11 protein-coding genes and 1 riboswitch are annotated in these 26,070 nt (G+C 28.5%); of the genes, 7 read left to right on the forward strand and 4 right to left on the reverse strand.

All coding sequences use genetic code 4. The features are described from left to right. Nucleotides 1-21: 21 nt before the first annotated feature. A riboswitch (TPP riboswitch) is annotated at nucleotides 22-112 on the reverse strand. A 44-nt stretch (nucleotides 113-156) separates the two neighbouring features. The 3 genes from CJJ23_RS03235 to CJJ23_RS03245 form a co-directional block, all read right to left on the reverse strand. Continuing rightward, nucleotides 157-372, reverse strand: a complete 216-nt coding sequence (locus CJJ23_RS03235) for an RNA-binding S4 domain-containing protein (RefSeq protein ID WP_084232489.1) — start codon at nucleotides 370-372, stop codon at nucleotides 157-159. Further along, the gene (locus CJJ23_RS03240) at nucleotides 372-1,496 is read right to left on the reverse strand and encodes a hypothetical protein (RefSeq protein WP_095334929.1); all 1,125 of its coding nucleotides are present in this window, start codon (nucleotides 1,494-1,496) and stop codon (nucleotides 372-374) included. Before CJJ23_RS03240 ends, CJJ23_RS03235 begins: the two co-directional genes overlap by 1 nt. A 112-nt stretch (nucleotides 1,497-1,608) precedes the next feature. Beyond that, complete coding sequence (locus CJJ23_RS03245; RefSeq protein ID WP_095334930.1) at nucleotides 1,609-2,991, reverse strand: DnaA ATPase domain-containing protein; 1,383 nt, start codon at nucleotides 2,989-2,991, stop codon at nucleotides 1,609-1,611. Between the two features lie 97 nt (nucleotides 2,992-3,088). Between CJJ23_RS03245 and CJJ23_RS03250 the strand changes: the two genes are divergently transcribed. The 7 genes from CJJ23_RS03250 to CJJ23_RS03280 all read left to right on the forward strand — a co-directional run bounded on the left by CJJ23_RS03250 (nucleotide 3,089) and on the right by CJJ23_RS03280 (nucleotide 25,333). Further along, a complete protein-coding gene (locus CJJ23_RS03250) occupies nucleotides 3,089-5,212 on the forward strand; it encodes an ATP-dependent DNA helicase (RefSeq protein WP_095334931.1) in 2,124 nt (707 codons plus the stop codon). Next, entirely contained in the window at nucleotides 5,203-5,760 is a 558-nt protein-coding gene (gene pth, locus CJJ23_RS03255; RefSeq protein ID WP_095334932.1) for an aminoacyl-tRNA hydrolase, read from the forward strand. The genes CJJ23_RS03250 and pth overlap by 10 nt, the downstream gene beginning before the upstream one ends. Further along, a complete protein-coding gene (gene tilS / locus CJJ23_RS03260; RefSeq protein WP_095334933.1) occupies nucleotides 5,760-6,641 on the forward strand; it encodes a tRNA lysidine(34) synthetase TilS in 882 nt (293 codons plus the stop codon). The genes pth and tilS overlap by 1 nt, the downstream gene beginning before the upstream one ends. Nucleotides 6,642-6,700: 59 nt before the next feature. Beyond that, nucleotides 6,701-8,749 (forward strand): ATP-dependent zinc metalloprotease FtsH, encoded by a 2,049-nt coding sequence (ftsH, locus tag CJJ23_RS03265; protein ID WP_095334934.1) that lies wholly within the window; start codon nucleotides 6,701-6,703, stop codon nucleotides 8,747-8,749. A 212-nt stretch (nucleotides 8,750-8,961) separates the two neighbouring features. After that, a complete protein-coding gene (locus CJJ23_RS03270) occupies nucleotides 8,962-16,506 on the forward strand; it encodes an ABC transporter permease (protein WP_095334935.1) in 7,545 nt (2,514 codons plus the stop codon). Continuing rightward, nucleotides 16,507-17,385, forward strand: coding sequence for an ABC transporter ATP-binding protein (locus tag CJJ23_RS03275; protein WP_084232473.1), 879 nt, complete (start codon nucleotides 16,507-16,509; stop codon nucleotides 17,383-17,385). It abuts the gene before it with no gap. 4 nt (nucleotides 17,386-17,389) lie between these two features. Then, a complete protein-coding gene (locus tag CJJ23_RS03280; RefSeq protein WP_095334936.1) occupies nucleotides 17,390-25,333 on the forward strand; it encodes an ABC transporter permease in 7,944 nt (2,647 codons plus the stop codon). Nucleotides 25,334-25,373: 40 nt separating this feature from the next. Here CJJ23_RS03280 and CJJ23_RS03285 read toward each other — a convergent pair whose 3' ends face one another. After that, nucleotides 25,374-26,069 carry a hypothetical protein gene (locus tag CJJ23_RS03285; RefSeq protein WP_095334937.1) on the reverse strand — a complete coding sequence of 232 codons (696 nt, stop codon included), beginning with the start codon at nucleotides 26,067-26,069 and terminating at the stop codon, nucleotides 25,374-25,376. Nucleotide 26,070: the final 1 nt, after the last annotated feature.

Below are 26,070 nucleotides of genomic sequence, written 5' to 3' on the forward strand. Positions count from 1 at the left end.
TCTAGGAGTAATTAAAATGAATTGAAAATAAAAAAATCTAACTACGACAGCATTACCTGTATCAGTCAAAAGAGTATATTCTCAGCCATTACTAGCACCCCTGATAACTCTATTTTATAACTTTTTTGTCGTTTTGTAATTTTTTTAATAAAAATCTTATTCAGGAATTGAAACTATCTTATAAAGTTTTTCATCAATTCAAACAATATCTTTATCTCTAACTTTAGAACCACGACTCATAGTTCTTTTACCATTGACCTTAACAACATGTTTGGTTAGAAAAACTTCAGCAGCACCACCTGTTTGGATTTCGCCGATTTTTTTTAAAAGTTGACCAACTTTTATTTCGTTACCTCTGATTTCAATATTCATTAGTAACCCTTAACTGAAGCGATTAATTGCCTATTTTCTTGATACTCTGCAGAAACAATCAATAAAGCACCTCTTGCTTTGTTGATAAATAAATCTATATCACCATTAAAAACATTTAATGCTTCTTTTAAAAATTGAGCATTGTAATTAACTGTAAAAGATTCGCCGTGAATTTTTACACTTTCAGTTTTAACTTCGAATTTTCCACCTTCACTAATATACGAAGATAAACCAAGCGATTGTTGGTTTTCACGGTTTTCAATTTTGAATTTAACTATATTATTTTTTGAATCGTTTAAAACAGTTACCTTATCAATTAAATTAATTAAGTGCTGTTTTTCAATTTCAATTCTGATATCCATTTCTCATTTAAAAGGGTTATTTGTTGACAAGTCTTGATAAGGCAAATTTACAATTTTCGTCTTAATTATTTCACGGCCATTTTTAATTTTTAATTCATAACTTCCAGGATATATTTCAATTGTTTTTTCAAAACTTAAAGATTGTAAATATCTAATTGTTTTTGAATGTAAAGAAATATTAAATTCTTCGATGTAATTAATACTTCTCGTTTCCATCGCAATTCTTTTTTTATCAGTTGAAATTATTTCAAGTTTTCCATTTGCATAATTCAGATTTAATGATGAAAGAATTAAATCTTCTTTTGCAGGATGATTCATAGCAATGTAACCAACTTTTTTAATTGCATTAATTAGTAATTCACTTTCAAAATCGAATTTATTACTTTGTAAAACAAAATTGATTTCTTGAAAACTTTCTGTCTCCAATAAACTAATATCTGTTACATATGAACCAGAAGTTATATTTAAAGAATTGTTTTTAATTGTCAAAGCAATATCTTCATCACAATAATTTAAAATAGCTTTCAAGTTTTTTGCCAAAACCAAAAAACTTCCTGTTCCCTCAGAACGGTTTTTAATATTGTCAAGATCCATAATGTTTTGAATAGACATTTCATTGTTAGTTGTTGTTGCAATAATTTTATCACTTAAGACATCAAAATAAATTGCTCTCATAGACATGTTAGTGTTTCCATGATCTACAATCCTAAAATTGTTATCCAAAAATTTTAAGAAATTTCTTTTCTTTACATATATCTTCATAATTTCTACTTTCTAATTAATAATTAATATTAATTGTTGTTGATATGTTAATAAGTTCCTAAAAACCCCTATAATAAGGTGTTTTAATCTAAATAAGATGTTGATTAAACTGCTAGCTAGGCTTACGAACATTTGTTAATAACTGCTCATAAGTTCTTTTTGTTTGCACCGACTGTAAATCTTTTTCAAACACTGATAAGGAATTTTTTACAGTTGCATGGTTGCGACCAAAATATGATCCTATTTTTTCTAAAGTCATTTTTAATAAATCTCTCATCATAAACATTGCAACTGTACGAGCTTTAAATAATTCAGGTTTCCTGCTTTCTCCTTTAATGTCACCGATTTTTAATCTATAATAATCAGCAACAATTTTAATAATCCTATCAGGAGTTATATTTTTTTGCTCAACTTCTTTAATACCAATATTTTCAATTACAAAAGGTAAAGTAATTTCTGAAATATTTTTTTCAAGCCGAGAAACTGCAAAATCTAATTTGTTAATAAATCCTTCAACTTCCCTAAATTTACCAGTTGTATTTCGAATTAAATACTCAATTGCATCTTCATCAATATTATATTTAGACAAATTAGATTTTGAAATTTTAAATTTATAAATCTCTCGATACTCATTAATTGATGGTAAACCTAATTCAATTGATAAACCACTAAGTAATCTAGTTTTCATCCTGTCATCCATTGGTGGAAGTGATCTAATATTTTTATCTGAAACAAAAACTGTAACTTTTGAAGCATTGATTCTTTCATCAATTACACCGAAAATAAAATTTAATGTTTGAATTTTATCTCCTTGAAAATAAGTTTGAAAATCATCAAAAATTAATAAATCTGCATCAAATAATTCTTCTTGAATTTCCAATTTAACATCGTTATTATTTTCTTGCAATTTTTTAGCTATATAATGGGCAAAAAAATTAGACTGTAAGTAAATTACACTTTTATCTTCACTTTCCAAAAAGTTTAAAGCAACAGCCTGCATAGCGTGAGTTTTACCTAAACTGCTTTCACCATAAATATATAAACAACTATAATTAAAATCGTTTTCAATTATTTTATTTATTGAATGATGAATATCTTTATTAAAAGGTAATATTATGTAGTTAGACAAAATATTTTTTTGGTTTAAAGATCTTAAGGAACTTCTTTTTATTTCACTTAGTTGAGCAATCTTTTTTTCTTTAGATTTTGTAATCTTCATTTTGTCATCAGTTAGAATAGTTCCAAAATCATATGAATCGCCATATAATTCACGAACCGAAGGAGAAATTTTATTAAGGTAATTTTCCAAAACACTTTGATCATTTTCATCACTTAAAACAATTGACACAAAATTATCATTTACTGATTCAACTTTTAATGAATTTAAAATATTATTAATAAAGAAAGCATCACCTTTCAAACTGTTTTGAAGATGTTTTTTTAAAATATCTGTCTGAGCAGACAACGAATCTTTATTAATGTCTATTTTTTTCATAACTTTATTTTAATTAATAAATTTAGAACAACATAAAAATGTTAATAAATAAATTGATTACAATGGTTTATCAACATACTTATCAACAAAGGAAAATATGAGAGAAGTAATTTTTATTGAAGAAATTAATCAAAAAAACAACTTTTTGGTAGTTTCAAACGAAAATAAGGAAAAATTAACAATTAATTTATCAACAGAAAATAATGCAGAATTATTTGTTAATAAATCCTACTATTTTTTAGAATTTGAGTGAGATAACGAAAAGGAAAATAGTTATTTTTCAAAAGATAAAGGAATATTAATTTGAGTTAAAGATGATGAGTCGTTTTGGAACAACAAAGAAAAATTGGCGAAAAGTGATTTTGATAGAAAAAAAGGGGCATATTTTGATTATGTTGTGGCAGCCATAAATAAACTAAGGCTTATTAAAAAGGAAGAAATTTCTAAATTTCAAAATAAAGAAGTAAAAAATCTACTTAAATATACAGGTTTAAGCAAATACGAAGAAGATTTTGGTGATAACTTCTTTTTTTTGTATTTACGAGCAATTCGCTATATTTCAAATTCAATTAAAAGAAACTTTTTTTCATTAAACAATCCTTACAGATTAAAAGAAGTTTTTCCAGGTAGTTTTTGATTCGCTGATCTAGATAAATTTTATTTAGATGTTATGTGAGGTGATTTCGATAGTGATTTAAGAAGATTTGAAGTTATAAACAATTCACTTCAAAAACTAGAAAGAAATAATGACACAATTTTAAAAAAAACTAAAATAATTGATGATATCAAAAATAATCACGAGGTAGACTTTGATGAAAGCGACGACATTTTTTATGATTTATTAAATAAAAAAATAATTATTCAAATAGATAATGAAAGAGTAACAAGAATCGAAACTTACAAAAAAGAAATGTTCATCTATCATAAAATTAAAAAAATTTCTGAAGATGACAACACGCCTATTTTATGAAAAGATACATCTAGTAATAATTTTTATTCTAAGGCACAAAGAGAAGCTATTAGCAAAAGTTTAGAAAATAATTTTTGAATTATTTCAGGTTTTCCTGGAACAGGAAAAAGCACAATAATAAAAGAAATATTAAATCAAGTTTTAGATAATGGATTATATTCTGAATCAGAAATCGCAATTGTTACACCAACAGGAAAAGCATCTTCACAACTTTCTCAAAAAATTAATTATAGAAGTAAAACAATTCATAGTTTTTTCGATCTGTTAGCAAAAGAAGATGAAGATGAGTTTGATTATGGGTTTGTCAAATTTTTAATTATCGACGAATTTAGTATGGTAGAACTTAATGTTCTTTATGATGTTTTAGAAAAATTAGATAACTTAGAAAAAATTGTTTTCGTAGGCGATGAAAATCAATTACCTGCAATTGGTTCAGGAAATTTAATGCAAGATTTAATTAATCTTTTTCCTGAAAATGTTTCTAAATTAAAAGAAAATTTCAGAAGCAAAACAAAACAAGATGTATTTGATTTTTTTAATCATATCAATAATTCAAGTATTAATTTTACAAATTTAAAAAACGTGTTTTTTGTTGAATCAAGCGATGATGAATTATTCGAAACGTTAATAGATATTTATATGAATAAAACTAGAGATACAAATAATTTTGACAAAGAAATTATTATACCTTTAAGAAATAAAGATTTTGGTTCAAATAAATTTAATGAACTTTTAGATGAGAGAATAAAACAAGAAAAAGATGAAAAAGAAATACTTGTTTTAAATAAAAGAAAATTTTCTGTTGGTGATAAAGTTATGCAAATGGTCAATGATTATGATAGACAAATTTTTAATGGTGAAATTGGTAAAATCGTTAAAATAATTAAAGATGAAAAGAATCCAAAAAATGAAAAAATAATAGTAGATTTTTTCAAAGAAGAAAGTAAAATTGAATTAACCAAAAACACAAGACAAGCTCTTAAAAATCTTGAAATATCTTATGCAAACACAGTTCATAAATATCAAGGAAGCGAAACTGATACAGTTATTTTTCCAGTTTCAAGACAGTATGCTTTTATGAATGAAAAGAAACTTTTATACACAGCATTATCAAGGGCTAAAGAAAAAATTATTTTAGTAGGAGACTTAAATTATTTTTTAAATAATTTAATTCCAAATTTAAAAGATAAAATAATTGATACAAATTTAAGAGAAAAATATTTAAAAGAAAGAGGCAAAAAATGAAATTAATTGTTGGACTAGGAAACCCTGGAAAAGAATACGAAAACACCAAGCATAATGCAGGTTTTATGGTTTTAGACTCTGTTGCAGCAAAATTAAATTTGAGTTTTAATAAAGAAAAATTTAATGGTGTTTTTTGCAAAGAAAAAGATTTTATATTAGCAAAACCTACTACATATATGAATAACTCTGGCGATTTTGTTGTTGCTATTAAAAATTTTTATAATATTGATATAAGCGAAATTTTAATTGTTTATGATGACAAAGATTTCAAAGTTGGACAAGCTGTTTTCAAACCAAGGGGAAGTAGCGCAGGACAAAAAGGAATCAAAGATATAATTAATAAATTAGGCACCGAAGAAATTAAAAGAATTAGAGTTGGAATTGGTCAACCCGATACATCAATGACAGATCATGTTTTAAGTCCTTTTGCTTCTGGTGAAAGAGAAAAATTTAATAAAGTAATTGATGCAGTTAGTGAGAATATTTTAACTTTTATATTTAATGATATGAAGGTTGTAGTTGATAGATTTAAAGATTTAAAAAAGGCAGAATAATGTTTTTAATCGCTGTTTCTGGTGGTCCTGATTCAATGTATCTTTTGAACCATCTTTTTAAAAAACATGGCAGCAAAAAAATTGCAGTTGCTCATGTTAATTATTCAAAAAGAGAAACAGCAATTCGTGATCAAAAGATAGTTGAAAATTATTGCTATGAAAATAATATAAAACTTTTTATAAAAACTATTGATCCAAAAATATATAAATCAGAAGATTTTGAAAACACCAATTTTCAAAATTGAGCAAGGGAAATTAGATATAATTTTTTTTCTGATTTGTATACAAAATATGATTTTAAAAAATTATATGTTGCTCATCATATTGATGATAATTTAGCAACTTATTTGTGACAAAAAAACAAAAAAAGAAACCCTTCGTTTTGAGGAATTAAAAAACAAAGAATTTTTAAAAATATGATTATAGAAAGACCATTATTAAAATTCAGCAAAAGTTTTATAATTAAAAAATTGGTTAAACAAAAAATTATTTTTGGTCACGATGAATCTAATGATTTAGATATTTATACGAGAAACAAAAACAACAAAATAATTTCAGAGAATTATTTTTTAAAAATTAAATTAATAATTGAATTATTTTTTAGAAACTTTTTAAAATATTTTGAAAATAAAAAAATCGATTCTATTTATAATAATTGATCAGGCGAAAATTATTCAATTCAGTTTTTTAAAAGTGCTAAAAAACAAAAACAAATATTATTTAAATTTATTTATGAGAACCTAGAAAATGTTAACCTTTCTAATCAAAAACTTGAAAGTATGGTTGGTTATGTAGTGGCTTTCAACAACGAAAGCAAAAGCTATAAAATCGATAAAAATCATTTCTTGTATAAAAAAAACAAAACTTTAAAAATTAGTTAATTAATATATAATTTAAACCGTTTTAAAATACTAGACTTATATAAAAAAACAGGAGCGTAATGAAAAATCCAAAGAAAAAATTAAAATTCAGTTGATTTTGAGCAATTTTCTTAATCATTGTTGCTGCTTGAATTATTTGAGGGCTTGTTATGCATTTTACAAGTATCGAATACAGATACCCAATTGAAAGTGCAAGTAAGTTTCAAAATGACTTAATTAATGCAGCCCGAAGCACAACTGACGATATTTATTTTAGTCAGATTCAATTCCAAAATCAATATCAAAATCTGATTGTTACATACATTAGTGGTAATCAAACATTTTCATATCGAGTTGGAGCAAGTAGCCAAATCTTCCAATTCTATACAACTGCAGAAATTGGTCAAGCAGTCGCTGACCAAATTGGAAACGGAACAACTGCAACAACACTTTGATGAAATGTCTTGCAGTCAGCAAGTACATCAGTTAATTCAAATGGTGGTGGAGCAAATTACAATTCGCTAGGTGCTCTTTCAGCTTTACCTGAAAACCCTGCATTATCAATTTTTAGAAGTTTATTACCTATCTTAATAATTGCTGCGCTATTTATTTTCTATTTAAGAATCCAAATGTCTGCACAAAGCGGTGCTGGTGGTGGATTATTCAATCCAGGGAAAAACCAAGCTATTCTTATTAAGAGTGATAAAACTTTTAAAGATATAGCTGGTAATTCAGAAGCAATTGAAGAAGTTGCCGAATTAGTAGACTATTTAAAAAATCCTAAGAAATATTCAGCAAGTGGTGCACGTTTTCCTAAAGGGATCTTATTAGGAGGTCCTCCTGGAACAGGTAAAACTTTATTAGCAAAAGCAACAGCTGGTGAAGCTAATGTTCCCTTCTTCTTCATTTCAGCTTCAGGATTTGTTGAATTATACGTAGGGCTTGGAGCTAAACGTGTGCGCGAAATGTTTAAAGAAGCACGTAAAGAAAGCCCCGCAATTATCTTTATTGATGAGCTTGATGCTATCGGTCGTAGCCGTGGTTCAGGAATTGGTGGAGGAAATGACGAAAGAGAACAAACTCTGAATCAAATCCTTGTAGAAATGGATGGAATTACAGAAAACTCTGGAATTCTAATCATGGCTGCAACCAATAGAACAGATGTGCTTGACCCTGCTTTATTAAGGCCGGGGCGTTTCGATAGAAACATTTTAGTAGGTTTACCTGATATTAAAGAGCGTGAAGAAATTCTAAAACTACATGCTAAAGGTAAACGTTTATCAAAAGACATCGACTTATCAAGAGTTGCTAAAAGAACTCCAGGATTTTCTGGTGCTCAATTAGAAAACGTTGTTAATGAAGCAGCTTTATTATCTGTTAGAGAAAAAACAGGTGTTATTACTACATCACAAATTGATGAAGGTATTGACCGTGTTATGTCTGGACCAGCTAAGAAAAATAGAGTTATTTCTAGAGAAGAACTGACTTCAATTGCTTACCACGAAGCAGGACACGCTGTTGTTGGTATTAAAATGGCTGGAGGGAATAAAGTTCAAAAAATTACTATTATTCCCCGCGGTAATGCAGGTGGATATAACTTAATGCTTCCTGAAACTGAAAAGTATAATGCTTCTAAAAAGGAATTAAAAGCAATGATCGCCTCATTTATGGGTGGTCGTAGTGCTGAAGAAATTATCTACGGAAAAGACAACGTCTCTACAGGCGGAGCAGATGACTTTGCTAAAGCAACTAAAATAGCTAGAAGAATGGTTACTGAATGAGGTATGTCACCTCTAGGACCTATTAAGTATGAAGAAGATACTGAAAATCCATTCTTGGGTAGAGATATTGCTAAAGGTAGTTTCTCATCAAAAATAGCTCACGAAATCGATGTCGAAGTTCGTAAATTGATTTCTGAAGGTGAAACAGAAGCTTTAAGAATTATTAAAGAAAACCTTCAACTATTAGAACTTATTAAAGAAGCTCTGCTTAAAAATGAAACCATTGTAGCTGAAGAAATCGACTATATTGCAAAACATTTACAATTACCTCCTGAAAATAAAGAAGAAACTAAAAAAGCAGCAGAAAAAAAATCTTTAGATGATCTAATCTCAGAAACAACTGAATAACAAAAAACACTAAAATCTGTCTTTCAAAGACAGGTTTTTTAATTTTTTAAGATTTTACAGACTTTTAAAGCGTTAAATAAAGACTATTTAAAACTTGAAAAAGTTTCAAGTTTTAAAAAATAAGGAAAAATATTTTTTCGCTTGCTTATAAGATTTTTTAGTAAAATGTAGTAACCCTTAAAGGTAAAACTTTTAAGCAGGAGATATTATTTATGAAGAGGCTTTTCAAGGAAATTTTTCGCTCGATAAAAAATAGCAAGGTTGTTGTCATTGGTATTTCAGTCCTTGTTTTCCTATCAAGTTTAATCTTCACTCTTTTTTGAGATGTACGTAATGCCTATCAAAGCCAACTAGATTCATATACTAGTGTCAGCCGTTTACAAGATTTAACAGTGGATTTATCAGTTGAAAGTGCTGGACGTACTCCTTCACAAGGAACGTTTAATGAAAGTGTAACGACTTATTCTTTAACAAACCCTTCTGCAGAAACTAACTTTTTAGATTTTTCAGGTGACTATATTTTAGCCACAGAACTTTTTCCTGCCGCACCCATTAATAAATATATTAATGCCACAGTTTTTAAAGACTTATATAATTCAGTTGCAAATACTGAACAAATTTCAATCAACTATACAGATAATCAGATCATTATTTCTGATTTAGGTTATTCAATTGCTCTGTACAACAAAGTTGGCGAGCAATATGTCAGAGAAACTATTAATAATACTATTAATAGTAGTGATGTCTTTACTTTTGATAAAGAAACTAATTTAAACTTAGTTTCTAGAATTAATACAGGACAGGATAACGTTGCTTTTTTAAGTAATTTAGGCTCTTTATTTATAAACGCTGTTACTAAAGAAGCAACAACCGATACTGCTAAAGCACATCAATGAGAAAGTAGAGGAGAACTCTATGTTATTGATTCACAAAACCTAGCACGCTTACTAGGTTTTAGTGAAAGAGAAGCAAATAGTGGCTACTATTTTTTAGATTCAAATATAACTCCACAGATCAAATTAACACCTAGTGTGCAGGTTGAAACTAATAGAACAACTATTAGTTTCGCTACAAAAATGAGTGGTAGTTTTTCTTTATCTTATTTAGGTAATGCAGTTATTGATCATACCTCAAATAGATACTATGAAGTCCTACCAGGAAGCTATGGTATTTCTGTTGAAAATATTAAAAAGATGCGTTCTGAACAACGTTTTCTACAACACAACTATAAATTAAATTATGATCCAAATGATACAACTGGATGAAGTGGTAACTATTTACAAGCAATTGAATCTATCTTACAGAATGATGAACAAAAGAAATTAATTGAATCATTTCACTACTGAGAAAAAGTTCAAGTTATTTATTTGAACGGTGTTTTAAGTTCAACAAATAAGGTTGTTTTAACTCGCCAAGATTTACAATCTTCAATTGTAAATCACAATCAAAATGAAACATCAATTGCAGAAATTGAGCACATTAGCGACCCACTTAATTTAGATGCTAAAGAATTTTCTGAATTAGTCAATGTCGATATTGCTAACCAAAGGCTAGCAATTATTGTTGATTTATCAAAAACAATTACTAAAAAAGCTTTAATTGATGAAGTCATCAAGAAAGTTGGTGCTGAAAACGTTGGAATTAGACAAACCATTTCTCACACCGAAATTGATAAAAATAAAGACAAAAGTGTTTCTTATGCTTTTGTCAATACAGGAGATAAAAACTTTACTATTGAAGGTGTTAATCAAAATGTAGGGCGTTTATATAATGAATATTTTAACCCCACAAAGTTAAATACTGAATTCACACAAGATGATTTATTCTTCAAAAGTGATGAACTAGATTCCAATATTTCTGCATCTTTAACAAGAAGAGTGCTTTATAATTACTATTTAGATCCTAACTATTTAGTAACTACAGTTCTATATGAACCTGTTTTAAGAGAAAACCCCGATGGTACTGTTTCAACTTTACCTAATCAAAAAATTGTTGTTACTAAAGAACAACAAACCACCAGTTTGCAAAATCAAGGTGTAATTTCTGAAAAAGATAAATTTTATGCAGTTGTTAAAGAAGATAACAACTGAATTATTAGACCTCAAGAAGCAATGGATATGCAGGCTTTGACTAGTTTCTTTATTAATAATAAATTAACCATTGATTCTAAAACAATCAATGGTGCTTGAGCTAGAACAGATCCTGATAATTCTTACAGAATTACTTTGCCGCTTGTTGCTAGAGTTCCTTACCCTGAAGTTTTAAATGAAATCCTGACTACAGGTAACTTTCCTACAATTGCTAATAACGTAACACAAGCAATTAGAAATAGTGCTCTATATGAAAACGGCTTTTTTACAGAACAATTTCTGGAAATTTTTATCAATAGTGCTTCAGTCGCTGCTAAAGCGAATCAAATTGAAAAACTACTTTCAGTAGGTAAAGCAAATTCAAATGTTTTTCCTAAGTTCTATATAGACATAATTTACTATATGAACCATAATTATGGTTCTCATACTTTCCAAAACTTTATTAACAATATTTTAAGTCGCATGAAGGTAATGATTCAAGAACAAGGTGGAATAGATGCTCAAAAGCAATATTTCCAAACACAAATTGAATCTTTATTAGAAGTTTTTAAAAGTTTTGGAGCTGATTTATTATCAATTTTACCTTTGAACATCACAATTGAAGATATATTAAATTACACAGTTGACCCAATCGCAATGATTGACGGCTTAATGACAATTGTTAATGGTTTTGATGTTGATTCAGCAATTGCTGAAATCAGAAATTGATATAGTGAAAACTGACAAAAAACCGTTGATGGCAAAGAAAATCTAATTTCTGATTTCAACATGTTAGTACCTTTTATTAGAAATGCTAATCAAAATGAGATCAAAAACGGTTTGATAACTATCGTAAATAATATAGATTTTAATAAAATCTTAAACCCAGAATTAGATAGTTCAATTTATTCTAAACTTTCTGTTGATAAGTCAAATTTAGCAAATTTAAGAGCAGTTTTTAAAAGTATCAATGCAGGTAATAACTACAAAAATGTTAGTGAAGGTTTAATTGAATTAATCAATATTTTCAACCTAGATGTATTCATAAGTGAATTAGAATCACGTGCAAAATGAGTTGATTTTTTTCAAGAAGATGATGAAAAACCTTATCGTTATTTTGGTGTAAAAACAACCGATGTTTTATCTTCGTTTATTGTTGCAGCAACTAAAATTTCATCAGACTTAACAGTTTCTAATAATGACATTTTAGTTAAAAATGCCATTATTAAGTTATTGAATTTATCAGATGCAGGAGAATTTAATGATCTTGCAGGTTATTTACCTTTATTAAAAAACGACAACAAGTTAGGTCTAGCAAGTTTATCTGCTTTAACAGAGCTTCAAGTAAGCACAAATGATTTACTTGCCGAATTAAATTTAATTTCAGCAAGGACTTTAACATCAACTCTGACTAATTCAGATATTCAAACTCTAAAAAATCAATTCCCTTTTATAACTAACTTTACAAAGGAAAACTATGAAGAAATTAGAAGTTATATTAGTTCATATAATGCTTTAATTAGTTTATATGCCTTTGATAATAACTTCATTAATTTTGCTTCTTTAACAAACATTTTATTATCAAGCGAACCTGATAACGAAGTTTATAAACAAGCTAGAAATCAAGTTTTACAGGCAAATCCAGTTACTGCAACTAATCCTGATGGAAGCATAAATTATGGCTACGGTGAATCATTTGTTGACTTATTTAAATTTTTAGTTTACTTAAAATTAAAATCAAAAGATGCTGCAACATATGAAAGTGACTACAATAAATTAATTGCTTTATTTAGTAACGCAACAAAAAATAATAATACTATTACTTTTAATTCTAGTTTTTTAAATACAATCAATAGCAAAAATTTATATAACGATATTGCTCAAAATATTAATCTAGGTGGCTTTAATATTTCGCTTGCTTTAGCAGCAAATAGAAAAGTAACACAGTCATTATTTGATGTTGCAAAACCTGATCAATCACTAATGGATTTTTTAAATTCATTAAGTGATGAAAGTAAAAACGCAATCAATGAAAATCAACAATCATTTGTTTCAATGCTTGCTTTATTAGCGAGTCTTTTAGAATATAATCCTAACGCTTTTGAAATTTTTACATCAACAAGTAGACGTTCATTTTTAGGTATTATTAATGGTGCAAATTCTATTTTTAATCGTGATGAAAAGTTAAAAGAAATTTTAACTTTTAATATTGAAAATAGCATTAAAACAAGTGACCTTTTAGATAGAATTAACATCACATCTTTTTTACTTAATTCACTTGGAACCACTGTTTTACCTCAAGCTGTAATTTGATTTACTAGTGATTCAAAAATTAGTAAAGATGCAACTTTAGAAGAGAGAAAAAACAGAGCTAATTTAGCTTATTTATTAAACGATAAAATAATTAAATTTAATGAATTAACTAACGAAGAATTAGACTTAATTACATCAATGATTTTCCCAGATGAAATGATGTCTAGTCCTGCAGAAACTAATGAAATTACAACCATTTTAATGGACATAGATTATTTTAATAAAATTGGAATTTCTGCAGAAGGAGCAGCTTCTGATGAAAATAAATTTTTTGGTTTAAATATAAAAGAATTTATTTTTAATGCATTAAATACAATCACTTATGAGCAAAGAAATAATTCATTAATTGTCTTTGAAGATGCTTCATCATATTTAGCTAAAGTAAATTTTGCTTATTTAAAAAATAATAATTTAGCAGTCTATGAAGGTGACATTCCAACTGATGCATTGACCTTCAAAGAGTGATTAAATGCTAATGAAAAAGCTAATTGAATTTTAAATGTTGGTGGATCAAAATTTGTCATCATCGGAACTGAAACAACATCGGATTTTATCTATCCAGTTATTGATGAAAATAATATTCAAGTTGATACATCTACACAAGCAGTTGTATACCTAAATCAAAAAGGTTTTGACCGTGTAAAATCATTTGCATCTGGTGCTGTAAAAACCTTCATGTTAGTTAAAAATGAAACAGCAAAAACCGATCAAGAAATTGTGGATGAAATTAACCAATATACAAGATCAAGTCAACAAGGTGATGGAACAGCAATTCAAAAATCATACCTTGCAAATCAAGTAGATCCACTTAATCCAGAACGTTCTTTAAGAATACGTGCACCACGTGCAATTATTCGTGCAATTAATAATTTTAATTTATATTCTTTAATCATTTTAATTGTCTTAGTAAGTATTGTGTTCATCTTCGTTATTCGCAGATACATTCAGAAAAAATCAACTGTTTTAGGTATCCTAATTTCGCAAGGTTATACACCAATGCAAATATCTTTATCATTAACCACTTTTGCCCTAATTACGGCTGTTGTAGGTGGTGTTTTAGGTTATATTTCAGGTCACTTTTTACAGTCTTATGTGATTCAATTATTCTCTAATTATTGGTCGATTCCAACTACCTTACAAACTTTCAATTTTGGCTCATTTATATTAACAATTATCCTTCCTATTTTAGCCATGTCAGCCTTCATCATTTTGATTGCATTATGACAACTTAGAACAAAAAGTATTGACTTAATGTCAGGTATTTCTGAAGTTAAAATTAATTCGTTTACAAATTGATTTTATGTTCGTTTTAGAAAACGAAACATAAAAACTAAATATAATATTTCATTATTAATGAATAGTTTTTTCAAACTATTTTGATTAACAATTTCCTTTATTTTAACTAGTGTTGTAATCATGATTTCGATCTCTTCAAGCAACGTCTTTTCACGTGCTGCTGCTAAGACTTATGAAGACCGTCATTATAATTATAAAGTCGATTTAACAAGCCCCACAACTGAAGGTGGATTAATTAATCAAACGAATGCAAATTCACTTGAAAATTCACTCTATATGCCAATAGGTTATGCAGGTGAAGCTAACCTAGAATATAACGATTATTTTGCTCCAGGATATTCAATTGCAGTCAATGGAGAATTAAATCCTAACGGAACAATTAATGCTTCAAATAATGGTGTTCCAACAATTGCTAATTCAAAAATTGTTACTAAATATGGAGCAAGCGTTGCAGTTAATATTGGGCTTAAAGTTAACCCTTGAGAATTAACTTATAATGTTTTACCTGATACACAAAAAACTAGAATAGATGAGATCACACAAAAAATAGGACCATTACTTTCTCAGACTCAATGAGATGATGAATCGACAATTAAATTAGTTAATGATGAAAATAATAGAAGCTATTTTGGCTCAATTGAAAGACCATTAAATTACTTCAATTATTACGCAGATTTAAATGGTGCAAATGGTATTTTTTATGAGCGTTGAAATGCTCTAGAAAAAAGATATATACCTGAATCAATTACTTCAGATTCAACATATATTGATAGTGGTAATGTTACTCATAAAGTTAGAGATTTATATCGCCAATTTTTAATTTCAGCTTATCAAAAATTATTTAGAAATCAAAATTTAAGTGATTATTTAATCATCTTCCAAGGAGTACTTTTTGATGACCGTTTTGATGAAACATTTACTTATGTTTCATCCAATTTAGATGGTAGTGCAATTAAGATAAATGGATACAAACCTAACTCAACATATTTAACTATTAAAGATGAATATGGTAATAATTTAATGGACAATGTTGTTAACTTTAAAACAGATGAAGAAAACGTTTATCCAGTAATTGTTAACGTAGTTAGTGCTGCTCGTTTTCACCTAGGAGTAGGCTCAACTTTTGATGCTCATATTACAAATCATAGCCAAAGATTTATTTCACAAATTAAGAATCAAAACATTAATACAAATGTCAAATTCAGAGTTGTAGGAATCAATGCTACTTATATTAATGATGAGTTTGTAACTTCACAAGAAATTGCTAATAAGTTAATCGGAATTGATTCAACTTCGGTTCAACAAGCATTTAATGGAATTTTAAGTAAACGTGATAACCCTGATCAAGTTACTGCTAGTTCTTCTCTATATTCAACCTCAGGTTATATGCCAGCCTTAACGGGATTCAATTTTGATAATCAAAACCAAGTTTTTGATTATATCTTTGGAGCAAGTGGAACATTACAATCTAAAGGTGTGACTGAATCAGAAATCATTAGATGATTAGATCTTGATAATGTAAATTCATTAGCAGAAGTAAAAGCTAACCCAAACAATATCAGTTTAGCATTAAATAAATATGCTAGCCTTTATGAAAATTCGTTATATTCAACACTTGTAACAGAGATCACTAGTAAGGATATTGAAAGTGGGTTTACAGGTAATTTAACAAGTCTAATTAACAACGTTTTAAATAACGTTATCATTGCAAGTATTTTAATCTCAGTCATAATTTTGATTATTATCACCAACATTATGATTAGTGAAAACGAGCGAAATATAGCCCTTTTCTCAATTTTAGGGTACAATACTAGGGAAAAAATTAGACTGTTTTTTGCAATTTTTGCTCCCGTAATTGGGATCGCAATCACGGTCGCCACATTTATTTCAATAGGTGCAATTGCAATTTTTAATAGGATATTGATCTCGTCTTCATCGTTAGCCTTACCTATTACAATTGTCTGGTGACATATCCTCTTGACAATGGTAGCAATTATCTTAATCTTGCTAGTCATGTCCACTTTAAGTTGAATTTGAATTAATAAAATAAAACCGATCATGATCATGAAAAGAGCCTAAATGTTTTTTAAAAAGAAAGAAAAAAATACCTTTGTCAAAACTGAAGAAATTTCTTTAGGTGCTAATAAAGAAATTACAGTTAGCAAGAAAAACTTAAGAAAGTTTAAAAGAGCTAACGATAAGAAAAGACCAAAGGATAAGTATATTGCAACTCCTAATCGTAGTGGCAATATTATCGATGTTGTTGGTGTAACTAAAAGTTACATCAACGGAAATTTAGTAACTCCTGTTTTAAAAAACACCTCTTTTTCTATTAAACGGGGCGAATTTGCCATGCTCTATGGTAAATCAGGTTCAGGTAAGTCAACACTATTAAACTTGATTTCAGGGCTAGATAGACCAACAGCAGGACATGTGATTGTTTGTGACACTAATTTACCTTATTTAAGTGACAATAAATTAACTCTATTTAGAAGAAAGTATGTTTCTTTTATTTTTCAATCATATAACTTGCTAGAAAATATTACAGGCTATGATAATGTCGAGACAGGTTCATATCTACAAAAGGATAAAGCAAAAAAACTTGACATTAATAAGATGTTTGACTATTTTGATTTAACTGAAGTTAAAAATAAATATCCTGCACAAATGTCAGGGGGACAACGCCAGCGTGTATCTATTTTAAGAGCTCTAGCAAAAAACTCAGACATCATTTTTGCTGATGAGCCTACTGGTGCTCTAGATGAAAAAACAGCAGGGATTGTCTTACAAATTTTGTATGACACAAATAAAAAATATAACACCACAATTGTGATGGTTAGCCACGATAGTTCTATGAAAGCGATGGCTAATAAGATTATCAATTTAAAAGATGGTTCAGTTGAAAGTATTGTCATCAACCCTAATCCTAAGAAACCATCAGAATTGAAACTAGGATAAAATAATGAAAAAGTTGTTTAAGGAAGTATTTAGATCGTTTTTTAAAAATAAATTTACTATTTTACTTTTAAGTATTCTAGCATTTTTAACTGCAGCCGTTTTAACAGTTATTTTTAATGTTCGTTCTGCATACCAACTTCAATACAACGAAACAAATATAATTTCGGGAAACCCTGATTACACAGTTGGTTTAGAAATAAATCCATCAGGTAATTTACCTGAAAAAGGGCTTTATAACGCCTCTGTCAAAACTTATAACAGAGCAAATAATGGTGAAGCTAAGAAACAACTATTATTTTCTAATAAGTATCAACCTTTATCTAGTTTTCGTAGTTCTGCTTCAGAAAATATCTATATTGATACTACTGAAATCACAAGAACTTATAATCAGGAAAAAGTTAACAATGCTTTCAATTTTAATTATGAAAGCGATACTTTAACTTTTGCTAGCCCTACAACTTTTACCCTTTATAACAAAGTTGGTAATAATTTTGTGGCTGCTTCAACTGTTTATACAATTGCAAGTGATACAGAATTTACTTTAGATGAAAACATCTTTTTAAGAGATTTAGTTAATATCCATTTAAAAACAAATGAAAAAGATCAGATTTCAAATATTGGTTCTATTTATTTAAATATTAGAACCAAAGAAGCAACACGTAGTTTTGCCAAATCACAAATTTGAGCTGCAGATAATGAACTTTACACATTGACAAGCGAAAATCTAGCTAATTTAATGGGTTATTCATTAAAAGGCAACGGTCTTTATGAATATAACAATAACGCTTTAAAAACAATTACTATTAGTAATCATTTTTCTAATGGTAATGAAAATTTACTTAGTTACAGTGCTGAATTAACTGGTAAATTTTCATTATCTTTTTTGGCAACTAACTACATTCAACAAGCAAATCAACTATTGGTAGTTATTGCTAATGAAGTTTTTAACTTACCTAAAGATGACATTAAAGAAACTAAACAAGAAGTGCAATTTGTTAAAACAACTTATGATTTTAATTTCGTTGATGAAGAGTATTCAGGAATCTATCAAGTTTTGGCTAGAAAAATTAATAGTGGTGAATATCCAAACTTAAAATCAGATTATTTCTGAGTTAAAAAAGTTAAAAACTATATCAGCGGTGAGTTATCTTCAGAAACAAGTTTTGTCTTAACTAGGTCTGATTTAGATTTAGCAATTATTGAAGAAGGAACAACTACTGAAACTAATTTAAGAACTTTAGAAAACTTATCAAATATTTCTCAAGTGCAACTTCCAGTTACACTTGGATTTATTAGCGATACAGAAACCTTAACAAAATTAGAAGCCAATTTTAAAACAACTGCTTCAGGAAATATTAAAGATAGAATCGTTGAAGAAATGAGTAGTTATTCAGGTGCTTCAAATATTGGTAGAAGACAAACTACAACTTTGAGTACAATTGAAACTGCTAGTAATCAAGTTAATAACTATCTATACCACTTTGTAAATATTGGTGACCAAGAAGGCAAAGTTTCAGGCACAACATCTAATGTTGGTAAGTTAATAGATTTTAGTGGAACGCATTCACTAAATTCTATATCATCAGAAAATACAGATTTTTATAAATCTGAATTTTTACCTAGTGGACTTTTACACACAATCATTGAAAGAGGACTACTTAGTTTTTTTATTGATCCAGACTATGTAAAAGTTAACTATATTTGAGAACCAGTTAGTTATTTCGATCAATTCAACAATGTTTACACAAGTGCATCACAAAAAATTATTCAAGTTATAGATAAAACAACTAAACAAGTTGTGGCTGGTATTTTTTTCTCTCAAGAAAATATTAGTTACGTTTATGCAGAAAAAGAAAATGGTGTTTGATATCAAAAAGAATCTTATAATGCAGGTCAACTTGATTCAATGATTCAAAAATATTTTGTTCAACAAAATTATACAATTTCAGAAACACATGCTGAATCATGAGCAAAACAATCAGGTAGTTATGCTTATCTACCTTATTATTTAGTTAATATTAATCGTTCAATTTTAAAAGAATTTTCCGAAACAGGAAGAGCAGATTCATCAGCTCAAAATATTAAAGAAGGTCTTTTAAAAACATCTTTAGCAACTGAAGGTTTCATGACTGCTGAAACAATAAATCAACTGGTTAATTCAGGATTTAAATCAGTTTACGAAAACAATTTAGTTGCTGCAGTTGCAACCAATAGACTTTCAAATGATTTAATGCTAAAATTTGCATTTGATATTGTTTATCATTTTGTAAATGATTACGGAGAAGAGAAATTTGAAAATTTGTTTACTAATTTTTTAAACACTTTAATTGACAAAATTAATGCTTCATCTAATTCATTAGAAGAGCAAATTGAATTTACAAAAACACAGTTAAAAAACCTAAATTCATTTGTAAATAATTTTGGTTTAGATTTATTAAAAATGCTCCCTTTTAATTTAAATATAGATGATGTTTTTGAATGGGTAAAAGACCCTAGAATTTTTCTAACTTCATTAATTGAAATTATTCGTTCAATTAATTTTGTTGAATATGTTTCGCAAGTAAATAATTTTTTTAATACTCAGGTTGGAAGAAAAATTTCGGGTAGAGTTATAAGGGCAACAGCATATGATTTAGTATTACCACTACTCGATAATATTGATTTTACGGTCTTCAAAAATGAAGTTAAAAAGATATTTAATAATATTGATTTTAATAAAATGTTGAACCCAGATTTAACATCATCTTTATACCAAAAAGCAGTTGCAAATAATGGTGAAGATAACGAAACTGTTAAGACGTTTTTTAAGAAATTAAACGGTGGAACAACAGCAAATCCATACTCTAATTTTGCAGATGAATTTTCAAATATTTTAGACCTATGAAACGCAAATTTATTTGCCTCTTTTTTAAAACAAAATGTAGTTTATCAGCAACTTCCTAATTTCACAAATACAAGGGTTTATTTAGTAAAAACAATTCCAACAAATGCATTGCTTTCTTCATTTGTTTCATCATTAGTAATTAATGAAATTGATCAAGATTCAAGTAATGATAAGACATTCAAAAACTCAATTATTAGGTTATTAAACTTATCAGATGCAGGAGAATTTAACGACATAATTGGATACATTCCAAACTTTAATGACAACACTCATATAGCGATTTCAGACCTATCTGTAATAGGTACAGTGATGGCTTATTTATCTAATATTAAACCTGCAGTAAATCCAAATGCACCACCTTCTGCAACAAGCGGAAACAATACGGAAATATCGGTAAACGGGGCACAATCAACCACTTCTGGAATTGTTACCAATTTAAATAATTGAAATAATTTTTTGCAAACTGCAACAAATTTATCAACCAAAATTAGTAATGAAACTGAACTTACAAATGATGAACTAAATTGATTAATAAATAACATTGACAATTTTAATTACAGCACCATTACTAATAAAGAAACAGCTATTAATTTAATTCAAAATCACATTGATTATTTAAGAGCGTATGCAGTTATTCAAGGAGAACATAACTTTGCATCTATAGCTAATATAATCTTGACTACAAATGCTGATGATGAAATTTATAGACAAGCTAAAAATCAAATTTTAAAAGAAAATCCTGTTAGCTTAATTGCTCAAAATGGAGACTTCAATTATGATGTTGCAAGACAGTCATTTTTAGCTTATAGTTTTATCCTTAGACTACGTTATTTATATAAAGATGATCTACAACAATTTAAAGATGAATATGCTAAATATATTGCTATATTTAATAGTCGTATAAATAATGGATCATTAAGTTTTATAACTGGGTTTATGAATGACTTAAATTCAAAAACTTTATACCCTACCACAAGTGATAATATTGCTTTAAATGTTAACTTTAAAATTTCTAAAGCGCTTGCATCAAATAGATTATTTACCAATGAATTATTTAGTGAAAAAGATGGTATCTATGAAAACGCATCTTTTGATTCATGATTCAAATCTTTAGCATTAAAAACAAGAGAATTAATTTTATCTATTAAAAAGGAGTTTGTTGAAAACGTTGCTATCTTAGCTTCTTTTGCAGAATTTAATCCTAATGTTTTATCAGTGTTTCAAACGGGACAATCAAGTACCAGTGTTAACTTTTATAATTGAATAGTAAGTGATACAAATGCAGCAATTACTAACGAAAAATCTTTCGAAAAAATTTATCAAGAATTAGTTTCAAATGAAAAAACTTCTCAGCTGTTTAATAGTCTTGATTTAAGTTCAACTTTATTAAATACATTATTTAATGCTGCTCTTCCACAAGTAACTTTATGATTTATTTCTGATGTTGCAGCAGATAAAAATTCAACTGCTCAGGAACTAAGATGGAGATCTAATTTAGCATATCTAGTAGATAATAAATTACTTAATTTTTCATCAGTTACAAATGAAGATTTAGGGAAATTATTTGCAAGTATTTTAGGAATCAATACAGACTATTTACCATGAGTAGTTGAAGGAAATATTTATAATGTTATACCTTCTGATTTTGCACAAGCAATTATTGATATAACAGAAAGCAGTGCTTCTCGTGAAGTGATGCTTTATCAAATTGCACAGCTTGCACCACAGCAACAATCGGTTGAAAAAGTTAACGACACCAAAAGCATTGCTTTGGATTACGACTTATTAATTGATTTAGGAATAGTCGATTATAAAAATTCTCAAGCTACAACGAAAACAGACTTTTTATTTTTTGATATCCAAACTAATGCAATCTTTAATTCTATTTTAGATGTTTTCACCGAGTTAGAAGAAACAACTGCAGAGAGTGGAAAATACTTAGACACAAGCGCCTATTTAATTAAGGTTAATGACACCTTTTTATCAAATAATGGTCTTGAAGTTTATAACGGAGAAATTCCAGCAAACACTATCGAGATGGCTAATTTCATGAACAAAAATAAAGATAAAAAATTCGTTCTATCAATTAATCAGTTACCTTTTTTAATAATAGGAACAGGTATTACTTCAGATTATATTTACCCTGTTGTGGATGAAAACAACTTAAGAGTTAATACAACTTATCAAGCAATCGTTTTCTTAAATCAAAAAGGATGAGACAGAATTAATTTAAATTCTTCAGCAGTTGTTAAAGATTATTTATTAGTTAAAAATAAGGAAAATGTTACAACTGCAAAGAGTGTTGAAGAAGCCAGAAGTCTATTATCATCAACTATTTCTGATTCACAAAATGTTGAAAATGTCTATGCTGCAACAGCATTAGATTCACTTAACCCTGAACGTTCACTAAGAATCACTACGCCTGCAAAATTAATCCAGTATGTTTTAAATTTCAATTTAATGGTAATAATTTTATTATTAGCATTAAACTCAATAGCCTTTATTTTCGCAATTCGCCGTTATGTAAATAACAAATCAACAGTTTTAGGAATCCTAATTTCACAGGGTTATAGTAAGTTTCAAATTGCAGGCTCAACCTCTATTTTTGCAATTGCCGCAACATTAGTTGGTGGTGTTTTAGGTTATGGAATAGGCTATATTTTCCAAAAACCAGTCATCTCATTATTAAATGGATTCTGAACCAGCACGCCTTCGCCAATTGCCAATTTTGATATAACTTCATTTTTAATAGCAGTTGTTCTACCTCTTGTTTTCATGCTCTTTGTGCTCTTTATCAGTGTCATTATTCTACTTCAAAGAAAATCAATCAATTTGATGTCCAAAGCTGATAAGTTGATTTTCTCAAGAACAATTAAAAAGATTAATAGCATTAAAAACAGAAGAACAATAAAAAGTAAATTTTCAGTTGCTTTATTCTTCAATAGTTTCTATAAACTAGTTTGATTAGTAATCGGGATAACTCTAACTTCAATAGTCGTGATTCTGTCCTTTAGCAGTCGCTTGACTTTCACAGATGCAATCAGTTTAACTTATGAAAATAGGAAATACGAATATCGCCAAGATTTAGACACTCCTACTACAGAAGGTGGCGCTTTTGTTTCTTATAATAGGGCTAACTTAGAAAATAATTTATATGTTCCAATTGGTCTTTTAAATGAAGCGGACACAACCAGTGCTAATTATTTTAGCCCAGGATATAGTCCTAATAGCAATACAACTAATAGTTCAGAGAGAATAACAAATGGTAGTCCTACAAGCAGTGACCCCCATGTTATTACTAAAGCTTCTGCTTCACTAACTTTAACAGGAGCAACAACTATTAATCCTTGGGATGCTTCATTTACTCAGTTACCTGAAATTTATCGATCAAGAATTAATTTCTCGCTAGAGACAATTGGTTCTAAGTTAGTTAAATACCAAACTTCAGCACTGAATGGTGGTGCAATCGTTAGATTGCCAAGTCCTAATACAGGTCTTTATGATCAAAACTGAGATAATCTAGTTGATGCAGATGGCAAAATTTATTCTTACATTAACTATGCACCTGATAATCCAGACATTGACTATTCAGCCTTTTTCTTAGTTCATTATGATGAAAGAACTGAAGAAACCACTATTAGACCAATAACTAATGGTGATACGCTTTATAATTTCTATCAAAAGAAAAATACTTCATCAAGAGATTTACTACGTGATTTCTTAGTAGATGGCTACAGAAGACTGTATGAAGAAACTGGAGAAAGCGACTTTATCATTTCTTTTGCAGGATCAGGTTTTAACCCTGAAACTGATGAAACTTATTCATATGCAAGAGCCAATTTAGAAAGATTAAATCAAAAAGATACACCACTTACAAAGCCAGAAATTAAGATTTATGGCTATCAAGATAATTCTCGTTTTGTTACTTTAAGAGATAAATTCAGTAATAACTTAAACGATGCTCTAGCTAATTTCGATGCAGATTTAGCACTACAAGAAATTAGAAGTATTAATCCTTCTATCAGTGCAACTACAGAAGTCTTTCCAATTTTGGTTAACCATGTTAGCTCAGTTCGTTATAATCTAGAGGTTGGCAGCTTCTTTAAAGTTGATGTGCAAAACCATGTAGATCGCTTCAGAGAACAAATTCTAAAAACTAATCCTTCACATACTTATTACTTTAAAGTTGTTGGTATTAATAACACCTATGTTTCTGATGAATTTATCAGTTTAAGAAACATAGTAAATAGAATAACTGGTTTAGAAACCTTAAGAACTTCAGGAGATGTGCCATATAACGGAATTCTAACTAGTGATTCAAGTTCTCCTTTATCAACAAAAAGCATTGCTTTTTATTCAAAGAGCGGCTATTACCCAGCGATCTTTAGTTATCCTGTAGCAAATAGAAGTCAACTATTTGAAACTATCTTTGGGCAAGGTGGCTTACTATTATCAAAAGGATTTACTGAAGAACAGATTTTAAACTGATTAAATATTGCTAATGTCAATTCATTAAGTGACATTGCTGCAAGTACAGTTTTAACAGAAGAAGCAGTTGCCAAATATATTACGCTCTATGATAACGCCATCTATACAACACAACTTCAAGATGTTTCTAACCGTACTTTAGAAGAAAGTTTTGCTCGTTCAGTTTCTGATGCTCTATCAAGATTTATTAACTGAATTGTGTTAATAACAACAGTTATTTCAATCGTTATTCTAATCTTAATTTCAGCCTTAATTATTAACGAAAATGAAAGAAATATAGCTATTTTCTCTATCCTAGGATACAACGTTAAAGAAAAACTAAGAATCTTCTTAACAATTTTCTTACCGTACACGCTCTTAAGTTTTGCAATCGGAGTTGGTGCAACTTACTTATTCTTCAGGCTTTTAAATGAGATTTTAACTAGAACTTCTTCTTTATCACTACCTGATTCAATTCAGTGGTGACACATAGTTTTAGCGTTTGTAATTGTGCTAGTTATTGTTTTATTCTCGATCATGCTATCCTTTATCAGGATTGTCAAGATTAAAGCCATCACGCTGATGAGCGCTGGCTAACTACACAAAAAAATGTGCTTTCAAACGAGAGCACATTTTATTATCTATTTGGGTCGTATTCAATACTTTCTCAGTCAGTACCAAAATAATTATGAAAGTGAAGTTTAAATTCATTCAGTAAATTAAAGTAATTACCACCATATTGATAGCGATGTGTTGTGAAAGTTAAATGAGTAATTCAGTTCACGTTTCTCAGTTCTTTAGGAGAAGAAATTGAATAGTAACCTTCAAATTCACGATCGTAAAGTAGTTCATAAACATACTTATAATTCATTGGAACTCAGTGCTTTTTAAAGAGCAAGAAAAACCATTTTACTAATTTAAATCTTCAAGTAAAAACACTTTTATCTTGCTGATAACGTGACCAGATACGAGATAGTTTGAAATAAAGGTTATCAAAATTTCCTATTTTTATTATTTTTGTAGGAACTAGTAGCAAAATGCTAATATATATATCAGCAGTCTTAAAATTATTATTATCACTTAGGAATCTAGGTTTTAATATTTTATAATTACTATCACTCAAAGAATCTACAAAGAACTGAGGGTAATAATTTTTTAAAGTTTCATAGTCTTCGATACGCATAAAAACATCGATATTTTTAGCAGATGCTAAAAAAGCATCCTGCTTATAGATAGAAAAGGCAGCATCACGGGCTAGCGAATAAAAGAGATCGTGCTTTAAACAGATCTCATCGAATAATTTCAATAAAGAAATAACGTTATCATTGGTCATA

The sequence above is a fragment of the Mycoplasmopsis agassizii genome, assembly GCF_002276225.1.
In the GTDB taxonomy this organism is placed as follows: Bacteria; Bacillota_I; Bacilli_A; order Mycoplasmatales; family Metamycoplasmataceae; genus Mycoplasmopsis_B; species Mycoplasmopsis_B agassizii_A.